19 protein-coding genes are annotated in these 17,413 nt (G+C 51.3%); 15 read left to right on the top strand and 4 right to left on the bottom strand.

Features of this window, described 5'->3' with window-relative positions; translation table 11 throughout:
- Positions 1 to 86: 86 nt before the first annotated feature.
- Together K2184_RS25290 and K2184_RS25285 are read left to right on the top strand one after the other, a co-directional pair.
- Complete coding sequence (locus tag K2184_RS25290) at positions 87 to 1,367, top strand: DUF262 domain-containing protein (protein WP_004182042.1); 1,281 nt, start codon at positions 87 to 89, stop codon at positions 1,365 to 1,367.
- Positions 1,364 to 3,316: a DUF262 domain-containing protein gene (locus K2184_RS25285; RefSeq protein WP_000037308.1), complete on the top strand. Its 1,953-nt coding sequence runs from the start codon at positions 1,364 to 1,366 to the stop codon at positions 3,314 to 3,316. Before K2184_RS25290 ends, K2184_RS25285 begins: the two co-directional genes overlap by 4 nt.
- 244 nt (positions 3,317 to 3,560) lie before the next feature.
- On the opposite strand, the gene K2184_RS25280 is transcribed toward K2184_RS25285, so the two are convergent.
- The 3 genes from K2184_RS25280 to umuD form a co-directional block, all read right to left on the bottom strand.
- Positions 3,561 to 3,812, bottom strand: a complete 252-nt coding sequence (locus K2184_RS25280) for a type II toxin-antitoxin system Phd/YefM family antitoxin (RefSeq protein ID WP_004182043.1) — start codon at positions 3,810 to 3,812, stop codon at positions 3,561 to 3,563.
- A 78-nt stretch (positions 3,813 to 3,890) separates the two neighbouring features.
- Complete coding sequence (locus K2184_RS25275; RefSeq protein ID WP_023157784.1) at positions 3,891 to 5,162, bottom strand: Y-family DNA polymerase; 1,272 nt, start codon at positions 5,160 to 5,162, stop codon at positions 3,891 to 3,893.
- Positions 5,162 to 5,587, bottom strand: a complete 426-nt coding sequence (umuD, locus tag K2184_RS25270; RefSeq protein WP_004182047.1) for a translesion error-prone DNA polymerase V autoproteolytic subunit — start codon at positions 5,585 to 5,587, stop codon at positions 5,162 to 5,164. The genes K2184_RS25275 and umuD overlap by 1 nt, the downstream gene beginning before the upstream one ends.
- Positions 5,588 to 5,988: 401 nt before the next feature.
- On the opposite strand from umuD, the gene ltrA reads away from it, so the two are divergent.
- The 11 genes from ltrA to K2184_RS25215 all read left to right on the top strand — a co-directional run bounded on the left by ltrA (position 5,989) and on the right by K2184_RS25215 (position 15,057).
- Positions 5,989 to 7,500, top strand: a complete 1,512-nt coding sequence (ltrA, locus tag K2184_RS25265; RefSeq protein ID WP_160553108.1) for a group II intron reverse transcriptase/maturase — start codon at positions 5,989 to 5,991, stop codon at positions 7,498 to 7,500.
- A gap of 233 nt (positions 7,501 to 7,733) precedes the next feature.
- Positions 7,734 to 7,964, top strand: coding sequence for a hypothetical protein (locus K2184_RS25260; protein ID WP_004118481.1), 231 nt, complete (start codon positions 7,734 to 7,736; stop codon positions 7,962 to 7,964).
- Positions 7,965 to 8,483: 519 nt separating this feature from the next.
- Positions 8,484 to 8,909: an antirestriction protein gene (locus K2184_RS25255; protein ID WP_004118478.1), complete on the top strand. Its 426-nt coding sequence runs from the start codon at positions 8,484 to 8,486 to the stop codon at positions 8,907 to 8,909.
- Between the two features lie 236 nt (positions 8,910 to 9,145).
- Positions 9,146 to 9,400, top strand: a complete 255-nt coding sequence (locus K2184_RS25250) for a DNA polymerase III subunit theta (RefSeq protein WP_023157779.1) — start codon at positions 9,146 to 9,148, stop codon at positions 9,398 to 9,400.
- Between the two features lie 34 nt (positions 9,401 to 9,434).
- A complete protein-coding gene (locus K2184_RS25245; protein WP_004118473.1) occupies positions 9,435 to 9,752 on the top strand; it encodes a hypothetical protein in 318 nt (105 codons plus the stop codon).
- 726 nt (positions 9,753 to 10,478) lie between these two features.
- Positions 10,479 to 10,706 (top strand): hypothetical protein, encoded by a 228-nt coding sequence (locus K2184_RS25240; RefSeq protein ID WP_004182050.1) that lies wholly within the window; start codon positions 10,479 to 10,481, stop codon positions 10,704 to 10,706.
- A gap of 91 nt (positions 10,707 to 10,797) precedes the next feature.
- Positions 10,798 to 11,028, top strand: coding sequence for a hypothetical protein (locus tag K2184_RS25235; RefSeq protein WP_001568051.1), 231 nt, complete (start codon positions 10,798 to 10,800; stop codon positions 11,026 to 11,028).
- A 51-nt stretch (positions 11,029 to 11,079) separates the two neighbouring features.
- A complete protein-coding gene (locus K2184_RS25230) occupies positions 11,080 to 12,435 on the top strand; it encodes a DUF3560 domain-containing protein (RefSeq protein ID WP_004182052.1) in 1,356 nt (451 codons plus the stop codon).
- Between the two features lie 47 nt (positions 12,436 to 12,482).
- Positions 12,483 to 13,046, top strand: coding sequence for a methyltransferase (locus K2184_RS25225; protein ID WP_004182054.1), 564 nt, complete (start codon positions 12,483 to 12,485; stop codon positions 13,044 to 13,046).
- Between the two features lie 827 nt (positions 13,047 to 13,873).
- Positions 13,874 to 14,695, top strand: a complete 822-nt coding sequence (locus K2184_RS25220; RefSeq protein ID WP_004182076.1) for a DUF932 domain-containing protein — start codon at positions 13,874 to 13,876, stop codon at positions 14,693 to 14,695.
- Between the two features lie 32 nt (positions 14,696 to 14,727).
- Positions 14,728 to 15,057: a DUF5983 family protein gene (locus tag K2184_RS25215; protein WP_011977736.1), complete on the top strand. Its 330-nt coding sequence runs from the start codon at positions 14,728 to 14,730 to the stop codon at positions 15,055 to 15,057.
- A gap of 32 nt (positions 15,058 to 15,089) precedes the next feature.
- On the opposite strand, the gene K2184_RS25210 is transcribed toward K2184_RS25215, so the two are convergent.
- Positions 15,090 to 15,575, bottom strand: a complete 486-nt coding sequence (locus tag K2184_RS25210) for a transglycosylase SLT domain-containing protein (protein WP_004178063.1) — start codon at positions 15,573 to 15,575, stop codon at positions 15,090 to 15,092.
- A gap of 390 nt (positions 15,576 to 15,965) precedes the next feature.
- On the opposite strand from K2184_RS25210, the gene traM reads away from it, so the two are divergent.
- Together traM and K2184_RS25200 are read left to right on the top strand one after the other, a co-directional pair.
- Complete coding sequence (gene traM / locus K2184_RS25205; RefSeq protein ID WP_072145360.1) at positions 15,966 to 16,382, top strand: conjugal transfer relaxosome DNA-binding protein TraM; 417 nt, start codon at positions 15,966 to 15,968, stop codon at positions 16,380 to 16,382.
- A 199-nt stretch (positions 16,383 to 16,581) separates the two neighbouring features.
- Positions 16,582 to 17,301 carry a conjugal transfer protein TrbJ gene (locus K2184_RS25200; RefSeq protein WP_016831034.1) on the top strand — a complete coding sequence of 240 codons (720 nt, stop codon included), beginning with the start codon at positions 16,582 to 16,584 and terminating at the stop codon, positions 17,299 to 17,301.
- The last annotated feature ends 112 nt before the right edge of the window (positions 17,302 to 17,413 follow it).

Raw genomic sequence — 17,413 nt, 5'->3', positions numbered from 1 at the left:
TCGGAATCGAAGTATCCATATAGGTGAATAAAGTTTGCGGAAAATACGCTGAGAAAATAGAAAAGCGTCAATGAAGGGACATAGGAATGGCGATTAACGGAGAGAACGGTGTTAGTGCAGTCACCGTGGATGAACTACTCAAGCAAGGCCTTCGGATACCGAACTATCAACGCCCATACAGTTGGGATGTATCGACTGCTCTACAACTGGTGGATGATATCAGCGAAGCTCTTCGAGATACCGAACGAAAAGATATTCCCTATGTTTTGGGTGCAATCATTCTTCACGATGATGGTGAGTATCTCAATGTAGTCGACGGGCAGCAGCGCCTGCTGACTTTGCGAATGATTCTTGCGGCCTTAGATCCGATAAATCATCAAATTTCGATGTCTGGTAACAGCGACACTCCTGTCTCCCTAGTTTGGATAGAGCTTCAAAGGCGCCTGTCGCAGTTGGAAGATAAAAAAGAGTTTTTGGATTTTATCTGTCACAAATGTCAGTTGGTGCGTATTGTGACGGACGATATTGATGAGGCATTTCGTGTCTTTGATTCCCAGAACTATCGCGGCAAACCGCTTGCCCCTCACGACTTGCTCAAAGCACACCACCTGCGCGAAATGCACGATGAGTCCGCTGCTATGAAAGTGGCTGTCGTTGAGGCTTGGGAAGCCGTAAACGATGAGGATCTGGACAGGCTTTTTTCTACTTTTTTATACCGGATATCCAAGTGGTCACGAGGCGAAAGCTCGCTCGAATTTACTATTCGGGACATCGGCATGTTCAAGGGCATTTCATCACGATCCCACAGGTCATTTTCGCCAAATCTGCGATATCACCTTGCAGCACAAGCCGCTATGCCACTTCTAAGTGCATGGTCGGTATCCTCTACACATGATGCACGAAACGCCGGGCGCAGCCGCTTTCAGCTTGATGCCCCGATAATCGCAGGACGCTCATTTTTCGAGATGGTGACATTCATGCTTGACGAATTGAAGATACTGGAACAAGAGGTTATTGACAGAGGTTTCAAAAACTTTGGCCCATCTCAAAGTCGCTACCGCTACGTGTACGAATTGTTCATTGCCGCGCTGCTTTGCTATACAAACAAGTTTGGCGATGAAGATGTAGATGAAGTGCGAAATAGGTTATTCGCATGGGCATATGCCTTGCGGGTCGAGTTACTTCGTGTGCAATTTGTATCTGCTGACAACCGAGCGCGAGGTAAAAACGATGCAAATAAATCGCCTTTTGTTTTGCTACGTAATGCGATGACTGGAAGTGTTGTCCGCAAACTTCCAATAACAAGTAAGCCATACAGCGATAACCACGAAAAGGAACTCGTTGCTTTTATCAAGGGGCTGCAATGAGCAAGAAGGAGTTGAAACCTGAACTGTTAACAGTAGGCAAGTTATTCACTGACAATTATCTGATTCCTATTTATCAACGGAACTATGCTTGGCGGGCCGAACAGATTGAGCAACTTATTAGCGATATTCAAGACTCGGTGGTAGGGGGCCAGGACAACTATTTTCTTGGGAACCTTGTTGTAATCAAGCGGGGTAGAGAGGATGAGTTCGAGGTCATAGATGGACAACAACGACTTACAACCCTCTATCTGCTTCTTACCTTCCTGGAGCAAGACGGTGAGGGTGAGAAGCCGTCGGTTGGCCATGCAGGCCACTTGCAATATGAGTCGCGCGCACGGGCAACTGAGGCCCTGCTGCGAGTAGCACAGGAGGCGGCTAAGGAGCACGTTCGACCGCAGGGCTCCACGAGTAATGCAGATGCTGGCATTCATGAAGGCTACAGCATCATCAATCAGTTCTTCAAACAAAATGAAAACCTTAATCGCTCACGCGAAAAATTCTCCGATTTCTTGCTAACGAAGGTGACTGTCGTCCGTGCCTCGCTGCCACCCAATACCGACCTCAATCGCTACTTCGAGATCATGAACACTCGTGGGCAGCAACTCAAGCAGGTTGATATTGTTAAGGCTCGCCTGATGAGCAAACTGCCCAATCAATATGAACGCGAATGCTTTGCGTGGGTTTGGGATTCCTGTGCTGACATGGATTCTTATGTCCAGATGTCTCTGACCCGTGGTGACACAAGTTTGCGAAACAAAGTATTTGGTGATGAATGGTCCTGGCTGGAGGTGACCAGCTTCTCTTCGCTAATGGAAAGTCGTCCGCAATCCGGCATCAATTCATCAAGGCAATCCTCCGAAGGGGTATCGTTGTCCTTGGATGAGGCGTTGTCAAAATACGCTAAAGAGCTCGAGTCAAATTCCACTGAAGACGAGGGCAACGAGCGGTTTCGTTCGACTATTGAGTTTCCGGCCTTTCTGCTACACGTTCTAAGAATTATGAAAGGCGATGAGGTCGAAGACGAAGGCCTGCTTGACGACAAGCGCCTCATCAAGTCATTTGACGACGCCGTAAATAATGTACCCGATGCTAAAGCCGATTGGGTGCGTAGTTTTGCATTTATGCTTCTCAAGTGCCGCAACCTCTTCGATGGCTTCATCTTGAAGCGTCAATTCACGGCAAACATCGGTGACGATGGCGATTGGTCTCTCCAGCGACTGAAAAAAGGAGGCGGGGACAAGAAGCCAACCCCGACGTACATCCATGTTTTCTCGGCCAGCAATGGAAGCTTAGAGGAGGACGGGAGTGCTGACCCACATACCCGAGATGTATTGCTGCTTCAGTCCATGCTTCGGATTACCTACACTTCTCCGCGAACGATGCACTGGATTACCAAAGTTCTTCGCTGGCTCTCCGTTAAAGCCCCTCGAGACGTGAAACATGCGGATCTTGCCGATTTGTTGAAGGGATATGCCCGCAGCAAGGTTAAAGAGACATTCTCCTTTGAGAAAGATCAGCAACCACAAGGGTTTGGTATCAGCCGTATCGTCTTTTCGTATCTCGACTATCTTCTGTTGAGTGACTCCTCAAAACGAGATTTCAAATTTCAGTTCAGAACTTCCATTGAGCACTTCTATCCACAGCATCCTGACAAAGAACAGTCGGGCGCGGTTGTTTCAGGTTCTAGCCTTAACCTGCTTGGCAACCTCGCGCTCGTAAGCGTCAGCGCGAACTCAAAATTCAGCAATAGCCTCCCCAGAGCAAAGGCCGAAAACTTCAAGGATACAATTGAACTTCAAAGTCCCAAGCTCAAGAGAATGGCGGAAATCACCCGAAATACAAACTGGGACGATCAGCAGATAACAGCACATCATGAAGCGATGGTGACATTGCTTCGTGATGATGTAAGTCTGGTGGAGGCAAGCGGAAGATCCAACCCAGGGCGTTGACTTCTTTGAATAACTGCTTTTGGATGAATATCCTTTGTGGTGTACAAGTTGTCAGTCTAAAAGCGTTTTGCGTCGGGCGACACGATCAGTACAGTCTCCAAGTTTTCTTACCATGGTATTTTGTATGGTATCGACATGCAGATATAATTCTATTTTATTGATTTTATAGTGTTTTAAGACAGCATTGATCATCGAGTGGGTAACATAGGCTTAATACATTCCTTGCTCCTCGCACCGGAGCACATCACAGATACTGATTGAGATCCACTTCACGCAGCGGCTGGTTTTGACGTTCTGTTATCATTTGCACTAGGTCTTTTTCGTCCAGCTCATCGAGCATTTGTTCATACAGAGCCGCGGGCACACAATAAAAAACAGGGCGGTTGCGGTCAATAATCGCGACCGGGTAGCCGCCGCCGGCACTGGCGGTGGCCACCGGATCGTTTTTAAGTTCGCTGATGCTGGCAGTCACATCACACAGAATGATATTTGTCATGGTCCCCCCCTGAGACAAGTCATCTGTATGATCGGTAAAGTAAGCTCTTGCGGCAAGTCCCGTCTGTCATTTCGACGGTCAGAAACGGGCAACCGGCAGCTCCTTCCAGCGGGTGGTATATGCCGGTGACAGCATCTCCCGTTTCATCTGCCAGTCCGGCGCAATACCCCGTCCGGCAAACCAGACTTTCCCGAGTCCGGAATGATTAATGCCGTCGAGTACCTTCATCAGCGCATCGCTGTGCGGCCGTGGCTGCACGTCATCGAACAGATTCAGCTGCGCGACGCCGTTCGGACTGAAATCATTGAGCATTATCCCCGCTTTTGCGTAGCGGTGGCCATCGAGCCAGATCCTGTCCAGAGACCTGACCGCAGCCGCGATAATGTCCCGGGTGTCACGGGTAGGGGTGTGCAGTTTTTCCGTGGCCACGTTACCGTAATACGGCTCATTAACCGCAAAAGGGGATGTCTTGATGAAGGTGCTGATATGCCGGCAGTACTGTCGCTCACCGCGCAACTTTTCCGCCGCGCGCTCGGCATACTGGCAGACGGCCTGGCGCATTTCTTCGTAGGTGGTGATCCGCTGCCCGAAGCTGCGACTGCAGACAATCTGCTGTTTCGGCGGCGGCGCTTCCTCCAGTGAAATGCAACTCTCGCCGTTCAGCTCACGTACCGTGCGCTCCAGCACTACGTTGAAGTTTTTCCGGATAAATGTAGGGTTCGTCAGCGACAGCTGTAGGGCGGTGGTGATCCCCATAACGTGCAGCTTTTTCGCTATCCGGTTCCCCACGCCCCAGATTTCTTCCACCGGCTGCAGGCTGAGTAATTTTGCCGTTCTGCGTGGATTATCGGGCGACAGCGCCAGCACCCCCCTGAATTGTGGCCATTCCTTTGACGCCCACTGCGCCGATTTGGCCAGTGTTTTTGTGGCGCCGAAGCCGACACCGATCGTCAGTCCGGTTCCACTGAGAACATGCCCACGCAGCTGCCTGCCAAAATCCTCCAGATCCATACAGTGGCCAATTCCCCGGGCATCCAGGAAACATTCGTCAATTGAGTATTGTTCGACGCGGGGCGACAGCTCTTCCAGCAGGGCGACCACACGGTTACTCAGGCTCGCGTAGAGCTCGTAGTTGCTGGAAAAAACGTACAATTTTTCAGGAAACTGCGCCTCTTTGAGCTGGAACCAGGGGGTTCCCATCTTTATACCCAGCAGTTTGGCTTCAGCACTCCGGGCAATAACGCAGCCATCGTTGTTACTGAGAACGACGACAGGTTTGCCGCGCAAATCCGGCCTGAAAACCTTCTCGCAACTGGCGTAGAAGGAGTTGACGTCAGCCAGGGCGAACATCAGTCTGCCCTCCGGGTTTTATGAATGAAGGCTGTCACCACGCCGAAAATTTGCAGCGTTTCCGGATCCGGGTACAGGGAAGGGAAGTCCGGGTTCATCGCCTGCAGGGCTGGCCGCGGCGTCAGAAGCAGGCGTTTTACCGTAAATTCACCCTCAATTTCCGCGATAACAATATCCCCGTGCCGCGGCTGTTCTGCTTTATCCACGACCAACAGATCGCCGGAATAGAGGCCAATATCAGTCATTGAGTTGCCAATCGCCCTGACAAAATAGGTGGAGTGGCGCCGGTGAATGCAGTACTCATTCAGATCCAGTTCAGACTCAGTGTAGTCTGCTGCCGGTGACGGAAAACCCGCAGGGCATCGCTCTGTGAACAAAGGAATTTTTACTATGCTGGCTTCTGATACTGCAGGAATGAACTTCATCGTTTTTTCCCTCGCTTAAGGCTGTATATATATACAGTGTGCGCCGGGAGACCGGTAAAGATCAAGGGGTGAAAGTCCCCGACCATTGAAGGACCAGCAATCCACAGGGTCCCCGAGTCATGCGTTGTATACCGTGAGGTATGGGGCGAAGCGTTGACAGGGGTGTTGACAGGCCAGCCATTGAGCCACGAAATGTATATTAAATTCCCGGGTGCCGACGTTGTACTGTTTACGGAAGGCAACATCATAGGGTGCGTTACTGCGAGTGCCATATGGACCCGGCGGGGTCTGAGACCCTGGCATGTCAATACGATCTTTACGCGGGAACCGGGAGATCTCCCCTCTGACCATCTGCCAGTGCCGGAGATGGCCCGCACCGGGAAGGCGAGGAGCCGAAGCCGGTGATGTACGGAGAGGAGAAGTCGGACTCGCTCATAGTAGCTGCGAATCTGGCGAACAATCCGCAAGGAGCGGAGTCAGTGGAGCGAAGGAGCGGGGCCAAGGGAAACGCGGAACAGCCACACATGCGCCGGACGCAGAGCCGGGAAAGTATGTCACAGAGGCTGTCACGCGTGCGGGAAGCTGCGAAGCAGCGGAAGAAAGAACGGTTTACCGCATTGTTCCACCTCCTGACAGCAGAGGCACTGGAGAACGCATTCCTCTCCCTGAGCAGGAAAGCGGCTGCCGGAGTTGATGGTGTCAGGTGGAAGGACTACGCCGAAAACCTGAAGGTCAACATAGCAGATCTGCACCGGAGGCTTCATCAGGGTAGTTACAGGGCTCAGCCCGGCAGGCGGCACTACATCCCGAAAGCGGATGGAAAACAGCGCCCGCTCGGCATCGCCTCACTGGAGGACAAAATCGTCCAGTATGCGCTGGTTAAGATCCTGAATGCAGTCTACGAAAATGACTTTATGGGGTTTTCATACGGGTTCAGACCCGGGCGAAGCCAGCACAATGCGCTGGACGCACTGGCCACAGGGCTGGTTCGGACCAATGTAAACTGGGTACTGGATGCCGATATCAGTCAGTTCTTCGACAAGGTAAGCCATGAATGGCTAATCAGGTTCATAGAACACAGAATCGGCGACCAGAGGGTAATCAGGCTCATACGAAAGTGGCTCACAGCCGGGACCTCAGAGGAAGGAGAATGGCGGGCATCGGAGGAAGGAGAATGGCGGGCATCGGAGGAAGGCACCCCACAGGGTGCGGTTATCTCGCCGCTGCTGGCAAACATCTACCTCCACTATGTCTTCGATCTGTGGGCGCATCAGTGGCGACGCCGCCATGCCACAGGCAATGTGGTCATGGTCAGATACGCAGATGACATAGTCATCGGGTTCGACAAGCGAATCGACGCTCAATGCTTTCGTATAGCCATGCAGCGCAGACTGAAGGAGTTCGGACTCACGGTACATCCGAAGAAAACCCGACTGACGGAGTTCGGCCGCTTCGCAGCCGAAAACCGCGCCAGCAGGGGAAAAGGTAAACCAGAAACGTTCAACTTCCTCGGGTTCACGCATATCAGTGGGAAAGATCGTAGTGGCAGGTTCATGCTGATACGAAAGACACGCCGGGGCAGGATGACGGCGACACTGAAAGCGATCAAGGACGGACTACGAAAGCGCTGGCATTACTCAATCCCCGAACAGGGAAAATGGCTCAGGAGAGTGGTTCAGGGATACCTGAACTACCACTCAGTCCCGGGCAACTATCCCATGATGCGGAAGTTCAGGATATACGTAACAGACCTCTGGCGACGGGCGCTGAGGCGCAGGAGCCAGCAGGATGATACGACATGGACGAAAGCAAACAGACTGGCAGCCGTATGGCTGCCGAAGGTTCGGGTTCTGCATCCATGGCCTGTGGAGCGGTTCACCGCCAGACACCCAAGGCAGGAGCCCGGTGCGTGAATAGCGCACGCCGGGATCTGTGCGGGGGGTACCCGGTAACGGGTATCCCTACCGCGACATTATTTTGCGGAGGCCGTTTTTTTTTAAGTCATCTTGTTGCCGTTGTCTGTAACCATTTGCTGTTCCTGCAAAAACAGGGAAATTTCAGAAGGATCGCTGCCAGTCCGGAGAATCGTTATCTAATAAAATGTAATATACTGACGTACAGTGCATTTATTCTGAGTGGAGTGATTATGAATACGGGTTTAAGGCAGGTTCTGCGATATGCAGGCGTCCCGGTTGACGCCGCTGAACCGGTGCGCCGGCAATTCGGTAGCCGCCTGATTTTAATCGTGACGGTTGCTCTTCTTCCGCTGTTGATTGTTGACGTCCCTCAGTGGCTATTTGTGCTCTCTCAGATTATCTGGGGAAGCGGTATGTACATTGGTATCTCCGTGGCCAGTGATAAACCAGATCGCCGATAAGCTCAGAACGAGAGGTCTCCCGGGCCGCCTGGTGACGGGCAGCTGATAAACTGGCGCCATGCCATCAACACCGGATAAGGACGTCGCCGGCTTGTCTTTGCCGCCGGCTCCGCTTTGTCCGGCCCCCTCCCTCCGGTCTGCGGCCTTTATACGCAGCCATCGCGTCGCGATGCCAGCTTCTGCTTTTCTCCCTGCGCTCGTAAACCGCGACAGGGGACCTCATGTTGTATCTCCTGCATCGCTTCGGGTAGTGCCGTGCCTTCACTTTAGCCCGGCCGCTGCAGATGCAAGGGTTCGCTGGCGCCGCCATCCTCGCCCGGTCGCAGTTTTTTTAGGAAGCTCGCCGTTCTTCCCGTCGTTTTCTCGCTCAGGTTCGCTCTAAAACCGTCCAGACCAGCTTCGTGCTTTATCTGCGCTGCGGCCTCCGGTGTCGCCCTTGCATCTTCCGCTTTCCGCCGGGCTGTCGTGTCGGCACGGCACAACCCGGTGCCGCAATCTTATGAACCTGTGGAGGTTGCTATGTATCATGCCCGTCAAACCATGCTGAATGTAGAGGAGTCCGACCGTCTCTCGTTCCTGCCGGATCTGTTTGGTAACGATTTTCTGGCCGGAGAGATGCAGGTCTATGCGCTCGCTGAGAAACACATCACCGATTACTGCGGAGGCTTCTGGCATTTCATCCGTATTCCGGAGGGCGGCGGCTACATGATGCCTGACGGTGACCGTTTCCATCTGACTAACCCGGATAACTGGTTTGATCGGTCCGTCAGCGCGGATGCGGCCGGAGTTATCATTACGGCGCTGGCGATCAACCGCCGTATCTGGCTGCACCATGAACGCGGTGATGCTGCCCTGACACGCCACCTGATGCTGCGGGAATCGCAGCTGTGGAATTTCATTGACTCTCATGACGAATGCGCTGCTATTTACGCGGCTCTGGACTGATACTATATCGGGGCGCCCGACGCCCCGTTTAAGGTCAGAGACGGCACGATCTGTGAGGAGCTTACCCGGCTTCGCAGATCGGTGCGGCCGCGCGAAAATCCTGGCAGGCTTCGCCTGCCAGTGAGGCGGTTCGCCACACCTGCGGCGCTGCGTACTGGCCTCACCTCAACAGGTCGCCAGTTAAGGATTAAGAGCGTAATATCTGCGTACCTTTTCTTCTTTTGCTGATTTTGCGTATGTCGCAGTGGAATATTGCCTCTTTTTCAAAGGAGGAGCAGGACAAAGTTGCCGTCGATAGGGTGGCTGCTGATGTTGCCTGGCAGGAGCGCATGAACAAGCCCGTCATGCCGGAACTTGTTGAACGGGAACAGCCTGAACACCTGCGCGAATATTTCCATGAACGGTTCCGCGTACATCGACTGAACAGTCAGCAGCTGCCGCGCGCAAATGCACCCGAATATAATAAACCGGGCGATGATCAGCAGAATTGATTTTCTTACTCAGTGTGTCCAGGGAGGGTAATCTGTGCGTATGTCTCTGATGTTTGCTGCCGTGACGCTTTTAACCGGTATTAACCTGTTTTTTATTCCGTTTCAGCCTGTTCCGGCTCTGTGGGGGGCTATCCTGGCCGTTGCTTTTGTTCTGATTAATGTCGTGGCGGATAAGCTGCGCCTCTGGAGTGGTATTGCGTGGATTATCGTTGCCGGCATCATCATAACGCTGATGCTGAAGGGGAAAGAGCCGGGTGACGAATTTCGTGTCCTGATCACCGTTTTCGCTTTCCTGGCTTCAATCTGGTATAGCGTTGCGCAGTTCAGGAAGGAAAATAAGCTCCGTTCCTGACGCCCCGTCTGGTATGCCGCCGGTTTATCATGGCTTCTTTCCGGCGGCATGAAAAACATATTCTCTCCAGCCTGCATCTTTACGTTTCCGGCTTGCTCCCTGCTGTCTGTCTGCTTTCTCTTCTTCTTCCTGCTGTGATGTCTCTTTTTAACCCTTAAAGGCTTTAAAAGCACACCCGCACTGGACACCTTCGGCTCCCGGCCAGCTGCGCTGTCCAGTCGTCGAGCCACACTCCGCTAACCGCGAAAAGACGCGGTAAACTCCGCCGAACCCGCTACGCGGTTTCGGGCCTGGCGGCTAGTGTCTGATGTCTGAAGTCAAGGTCAACGGCAGCGCTTGCTGCGACCGTTCCGGCCGCGCCGCTTTCACCGTGCCGGCGATAAAGCTGCCGGCACTCTGCAGGGCAACGCCGTTTCGCGCCCGCGCTCTTCGTCGTTGCGGCGGGTGCCTGCTCCTTCCCCCTGGCGCCGTATCACCCGTTTGAGTCCATTCGCCGGGGCTGAGACAAGCACAGTCGCCATCATCCGTCCAGGGTAAATGGCACGCGGTAAACCGCGCCCTGGACAGCTGCCGTCGCCCGTGCTCGTTTACGCCCTTGCGGCGAACGGCTCTCAAACGGGTGAAGTTAATACCAGGGGGCAGGTTCAGCAGGTCCCCGCACAAAGTCAAAACCGCGGCCCCGGCAACTCAACGGGTGATGTTCTTTAAAAATCGGGAAAAAGAAAAATGCAGGATCCTTCATTGCGAACGTATCGGATCGCATTTCTGGGAAGCAATGCCAGCGGCAATCTGCCGATGTTTACCCGGGTGCAGGCCACGACCGGAAAACGGGCGATAAAAGCGTTTATTGAACGCTGTGAACCCGTCAAAGGCTGGTTTCTGGGCGCACCGGAAGACATTACCGATCAGGTTCAGAAGGAGGAAGAAGAGGCGGGAAGCAAACCGCAGGTATGAAAAAAGCAGGGTAAACCCTGCTTCTCCCACGCCGTAAAAATCGCACGAACGGTTTTTCCGGCTTCGTTAACTACCATAAGGAGTCAACTTTATGATCGTTTCTATTTTTTCACCTTCCGCAGGCGCTGTAAAGCCCCGTCGTCATTCGCGCATTCTGCGCGCAGATATCACCGCACCGGAGATTGATCCCGCTCTCAGAGCTTTCGGGCGTCATATCGCCAGAAGTCACCGCAAAGGGCGCGGTGTCCACATCCCCGCGATGAAAAATACCGCCCTCGGGCAGGTACTCCGCACGCTGGAACTGAAACGCGCATTTAACTGATGAGGTGAGCCGCCCCGCGAGGGGCGGCAACTGCAGGAAGGAGAAAACACAATGACACCGACTACCGCACAGATCATGACGGAAAATACCGTCAGCCAGACTTACCGGGCAACCTATTCACCCGATGATAATAAATTGCGACTTTACGCATCATTACGGCTCGATGAAGAAACGTATTCCCTGATCAACAAAGCAGGCTTTCGCTGGGCGCCCAAACAGAAACTCTTTGTGGCGCCAGCCTGGACGCCGGGGCGGGAGGATGTCCTGCTTTCGCTCGCCGGTGATATCGAGGACGAGGACAGCACCCTGTTTGATCGCCAGGAGCAGCGCGCCGGGCGGTTCAGTGACTACAGTGACCGGCGGGCGGTTGAATCGGAGCAGGCGCTTGCGCATGTTGATTCGCTGGCATCGGCTGTCCCGCTGGGACAGCCGATCCTGGTAGGCCACCACAGCGAGCGCCGCGCGCGCCGGCATGCGCAGAAAATTGAGAGCGGCATGAAACGTGCCGTGATGCTGTTCGAGCGTGCGGAATACTGGGAACAGCGCGCGCAGGCCTCTCTGCGGCACGCAAAATACAAGGAGCGTCCGGATGTGCGTTACCGCCGTATCAAAAAAATCGAGGCGGAATTACGCAAGTCCCAAAAGCACATTGCCCGGTCTGAAAAGTATATGACGATGTGGCGTGCGCAGACGCTCGATCTGAAAATGGCGTTACTGGTCAGTAATTATGATCATATTCATGCCTGCTTCACGCTCGACAAATACCCCCGCCCGGCAGAGAAAAGCCAGTATGAGGGCTCGATGTCTCTCCATTCTGCCCTGTCGGAGGAGATCATTACTTTTGAACAGGCGCGTGATATTGCGATCCGCTGTCATGAGCGCACGATTAACCACCAACAGCGCTGGGTTAATCATTACCAGAACCGCCTGGCCTACGAACGCGCGATGCTCAATGAAAACGGTGGCGTTGTCACCCGAACACAGGAATTTGAACCAGGCGGGCAGGTACTGAGCCGGGGAGAATGGTTAACCATTCTCCGGGTTAACCGGAGTAAGGGGGAGGTGAGTTCAGTCGAAACGCCCGGTTATCGCTTTCTGGGCTACAGCGGCACGATGAAACTCACGCCCGACCGTATCACGGACTACAAAGCCCCGACAGCGGAGGAAGCCAGCGACGCGAAGAAAGCGGCGAAGCGCCCACCGATCGTCAATTATCCGGGGGAAGGGTTCCGGGAAATGACAAAAGCCGAGTGGGCGAAATTACCCGCTGATTATAAAGGCGTGCGGGGTGCTGCAGAAACCGAAACACACGGCGCCTACCGCTTCCGCCGGTGCATGACGCACGGTTGTACGCTCGTGAATGTGTATATCACAGACATGAAAACCGTTGAAATTCCGAAAAAATAGCAGGAAGGCTCCCCGGCATCTTGCCGGGGAGGTCAGGGAGTACATTCATGCATCATGACCTTAAACACCGTATTCAGGCGATGCGGGTCAAACTGGAAGGGCGCGCCCCTGTCGCTGAAATTCGGGGTAGCTCGCAACTTTTTGTCACCCCCTCCCCGGAATGTCGCCGGTTAGTTGAGCTGGCTGATGTCCGGGAAACCGATCGCATTCTGGAACCCAGTGCCGGAACGGGCGCCATACTGCAGGCGATCAGGGATGCAGTCCCCCGGGCGAAGTGTGACGCCGTGGAGCTGCACGCCGGGTTAGCCCGTCACCTGCAGGCTCATTTCCCGGAGGTCCGGATCTGGTGCGGAGATTTTCTCGAATATCATCCGGAGCGCCGGTATACACGAATTATCATGAATCCGCCGTTTAATCGCGGTGATGATATCCGGCATATCCGGCGGGCATTAACTCTGCTTGAGCCTGGCGGGATTCTGACGGGCATATGTCTGGACGGGCCGCGTCAGCAAAAGGCGCTGGAGTCCCTGGCGGACGTCTGGGAGCCGTTGCCACGGGGAACATTCACGTATACCCAGGTAGCGACCGCCATTCTCAGAATAACCGTCTGATGACACGTTAAGCCGGCGGGGCACCTGTCCCCGTCTGGCCGCGCCTCGAAAGACCGCGCGCCTGCGGCGCCGGGAAAACCGGGCCGCGCTGACGCGCCGCCCGCATTTCCTTTCCGCGTCTTCCCTGTTTGCTGCCTGCTGTTTGCCTGCTTCCTCTCCTTCTCCCTGCTGTGATGCCTCTTTTTAAACCTTAAAGGCTTTAAAAGCATACCCACACTGGACACCTTCGGCTCCCGGCCAGCTGCGCTGTCCGGTCGTCGAGCCACACTCCGCCAGGGCAGCTGCTTCGCACCCGCCGGGCTCCGCCGAACCCGCTACGCGCTTTCGGGCCTGACGGCTAGTGTCTGATGTCTGAGGTCAAAGTCAACGGCAGCGCTTGCTGCGGCCGTTCCGGCCGCGCCGCTTTCACCGTGCCGGCGAAGGACTGCCGGCACTCTGCGGGGCAACGCCGTTTCGCGCCCGCGCTCTTCGTCGTTGCGGCGGGTGCCTGCTCCTTTCCCCTGGTACCCGTATCACCCGTTTGAGTCCATTCGCCGGGGCTGAGACAAGCACAACCCGTCTTGCTGTCCAGGGGACGGCAGAGCCTTTCGCAATAAATTTTTCCCGGCCATTCCGCTGCGCTTCATTAGACCGAAAAAAATTTCCCGCTCACCCCCGGACATCTGCACCGGGCCGTGCTCGTTTACGCCCTTGCGGCGAACGGCTCTCAAACGGGTGAAGGTTATATCCAGGGGCAGGTTCAGCAGGTCCCCGCACAAAGTCAAAACCGCGGCCCCGGCAACTCAACGGGTGATGGTTAAAAAATTAAACAGGTGAAGGAGAATAATATGCGTTTAGCATCCCGATTTGGACTTACTCATTCCATTCGTCAGGAACGCCCACTGACTAACGATGAATTGGTCAAGGTTGTACCTTCTGTGTTTTCAGAAGAAAAGCATAATTCACGTAGTGATCGCTATACCTATATTCCAACCATTACACTGCTGGATAAATTACGTGAAGAAGGTTTCCAGCCATTTTTTGCCTGTCAGTCACGAGTAAGGGATGAGGATAAACGGGGGCATACTAAGCATATGGTAAGACTTCGCCGTGAAGGGGCCAATAAAGGAACAGAAGTACCCGAAATCATTCTTCTTAACTCGCATGATGGATCGTCCAGTTATCAAATGATCCCGGGTATGTTCCGTTTTGTATGCACAAATGGCCTTGTGTGCGGTACGTCGTTTGGTGAGATTCGTGTACCTCATAAAGGTGATATTGTGGGAAGGGTTATCGAAGGTGCTTACGAAGTTTTGGGAATTTTCGATAAAATAACTGAAGGCGTTGATGTCATGAAGTCTATTACCTTAACCAAGGAAGAACAGCGTCTGTTTGGACAAGCTGCATTAACCTACCGATATGAAGATGAAAATAAATCTCCGGTCAGTATTGAACAGATAATTCATCCGCGCCGTTATGAAGATAAAAAAGATGACATCTGGACTACATATCAAAGGGTCCAGGAAAATCTGATTAAAGGCGGTTTGCCTGGCCGAACTGAAAAAGGGAAAAGAACAACAACCCGGCCAGTAAAAGCAATTGATGGTGATGTCAAACTCAATAAGGCATTGTGGTTAATTGCGGAGAAATTCCGCACTCTTAAAGGCTAATTATAAGCGCCGGGCAGCTGTCCGGCGTTTTGATGGTGGGAATACTTATGTTTGAATTTAAAGCTGTCTGTATCAGTATTTCACATATGGAAGAAGGTGATATCAGAGTTCTTCAGGTGCTTTCATCAACAACCAATTATCTAACTTGCGATAGTTACTTAGAGTGGATACATGATACACCTTATGGTTGTGTTATAAGGATGTATGATTTCAAACGCCATCTTCTGGCGCTAAAAAGAGGTGGGGTGTCAAAATTTTTACGCAAAAATCTCATACTAATGCACCGGGAGGGCGGGTATCTGCTTTTTCATTTTGATAGTGATGCCGATTATTATCCAGGTATAGATGCCGTAGATTTTTAAGAAATTCAAGCCTTCTTATATCAGAAGGCTTTTTAGTTCATGGCGATTTTCTGATCTTTAGAAGAAGTTCGTTTGCTTGCTTTGATAGCCGTGTAGTAGTAATGGATCTTCTTCGCATACTCGTAACGTCTTGCTGCCTGGCGCGGGGTCTTTTTGAAGCCTGCATTGTATGCCCCGACTGCATCCCACGAAACGCCCCACTTTTTAAACGCCTGAGCCAGATAATAGGCTCCGGTGTAGATGTTAAGACAAGCATCGCTAAGAAGATGATCCGGTTTTATTCCATATCGCGACAGTTCGTTGAAATGCTGCGAGTCAATTTGCATCAAGCCTGATCCATAACCCGTAACAGGATTACGACCAATCGCATCAATTTTAAATCGTGATTCTTGCCATGATATAGCACGCAGGAGATCCGGATCAATTTTGTAATCCCTGCCAGCCATATCAAAGCAGTCTGCTGCCATTGATGACAATGGTATTAAAGACAGGATGATACCAAACGCTGCTCCCTTCATGAATTCCCCTCCGTGCCAAATCCCGGAATAACCTTAACCCATCCAAGACCGAGACTCAACATATATGCACTCCTCACCACAAAATGACCACACACTACGCAAAATTAAAATTTTGCAGATTTCACTTTAGCTTCAGTGGCTTAACTGTAGTTATATTACATTATGTTATTTTTCTTTATATATATGTGAGTTGCCGGCGAGTCAGTAGTAAGTCGTCGGTAAGTCTATAGCGACTCGTTTATGACTCACTCTTTTATAATCATATATTTAAAGCGACTTAACTCTAGACTTAAGTCGCCATGTGACTCGTAATGCAACTTTCTTAGACTCTAGACTTAAGTTTAGAGTTGTAAAGAAGGTAAACTCGCGTTATCTTCTCGCCATAATAACTTGCTTGATGCTGTTTTTAATAAAGGAACCGATATGGCCAGGGTACAAGCTTATGCTAGTGATGAAGTTGCAGAGAAAATTAATGCAATAGTGGAAAAGCGAAGGGCTGAAGGGGCAAAGGAAAAGGATGTCAGTTTTTCAAGTGTCGCTTCGATGCTCCTTGAATTAGGGCTTAGGGTTTATGAGGCTCAAATGGAAAGAAAAGATTCAGGGTTTAACCAAACTGAGTTTAATAAGATTTTGCTTGAGAATGTCATGAAGACTCAGTTTACCGTATCCAAACTTTTGGCTATTGGCTCTCTAAGCCCTCATGTTACAGGTGATGAACGATTCGAGTTCCGCAGCATGGTGAGTAACATTCGAGAAGATGCAAAAGATGTTATTTCTCACTTCTTCCCCGAGCAGGAAGAAGAGTAAGAACTGGTGTGTGTTTATGGTGGTTTGTAATTAATTCAGTAGTAAAAAAAGAATAATGATCTAGCTTTAAAAAGTGACATGGAAGAATAAGGAATATAGAATACTTACAGGGTTGTAATAAAATTTGTTGAAGCGTTGACGTCCGGGGCTAGTCCCCCCGAACGTCAACTATCCATAGTGTCCTTTCCAGGAGGCGCCTATGTGTGCGAAGGATCGTAGTCATATTGCTGTGCGCAGTCAAACAGATTCCATTCATTCTATGCGCGAGATGCTTAATATTTCATCTTGCCCTGCTTTTATTCGTGATTCCCGGGGCGAAGTAATTCACACCAGCCCAACCTTTGACAAAATTTTCTTAACATCTGGTGGAACTGGAGCATTTGATACACCCAGAGCACCTGGAAGCTGGTTTCTGGATCTCTCCCTGGAGATCAAACTGGAACTGATGCAGTCAGAACTGAAATCGTTTTCAGAAGGTTCTGCTGTACTTGTTAAAAATATTTGGTTGGCAGGTTCACTTTGGACTGTTTTTATTGAAACGTTCTCGATTAATGAAGATACATACAGTAAATGGGTTTTTATAAATGAAGATGAACCGATGCCTCATCCTTCAATGGAATACAATGACTTTTCTATAAAGATGCAAAGATATATCGAAAGAATTCAGCGTTCAGCAAAGTCTGACTGGGCTATCTTTAATCTGTATGCGGTTGGGTTTTCTCATGCATCTATTTCGAAGATTACAGGTGTTGGGGTGCAAACCTCAAAAAATACAGTTAGTAAAATAAAAAAGGAACTGAGCTTTGATAATCGTGACTATATCATAATGTCATCGATCTATACTCTAAGTTATGGAAAGTTTATATCGAATGTGGTTTCGATATTAAACGATGGTGTTAATTTTTTGTTAAATCAATAGTACCGTCGGTACTTTTGATTTGTGAAAATAATTTACTCAAGATTTCTCCTTAGTTTGTTTACTTTTAAATCCTCCAATGTAAGATTTATTAAAGGTTGGTAATCTTACTTTG

Origin of the sequence: Klebsiella sp. K5-306, from assembly GCF_051835185.1 — a bacterium.
In the GTDB taxonomy this organism is placed as follows: Bacteria; Pseudomonadota; Gammaproteobacteria; order Enterobacterales; family Enterobacteriaceae; genus Klebsiella; species Klebsiella oxytoca.
The sequence above is the reverse complement of the archived record's forward strand: the minus strand, read 5'-3'. Positions and strand labels throughout refer to the sequence as shown.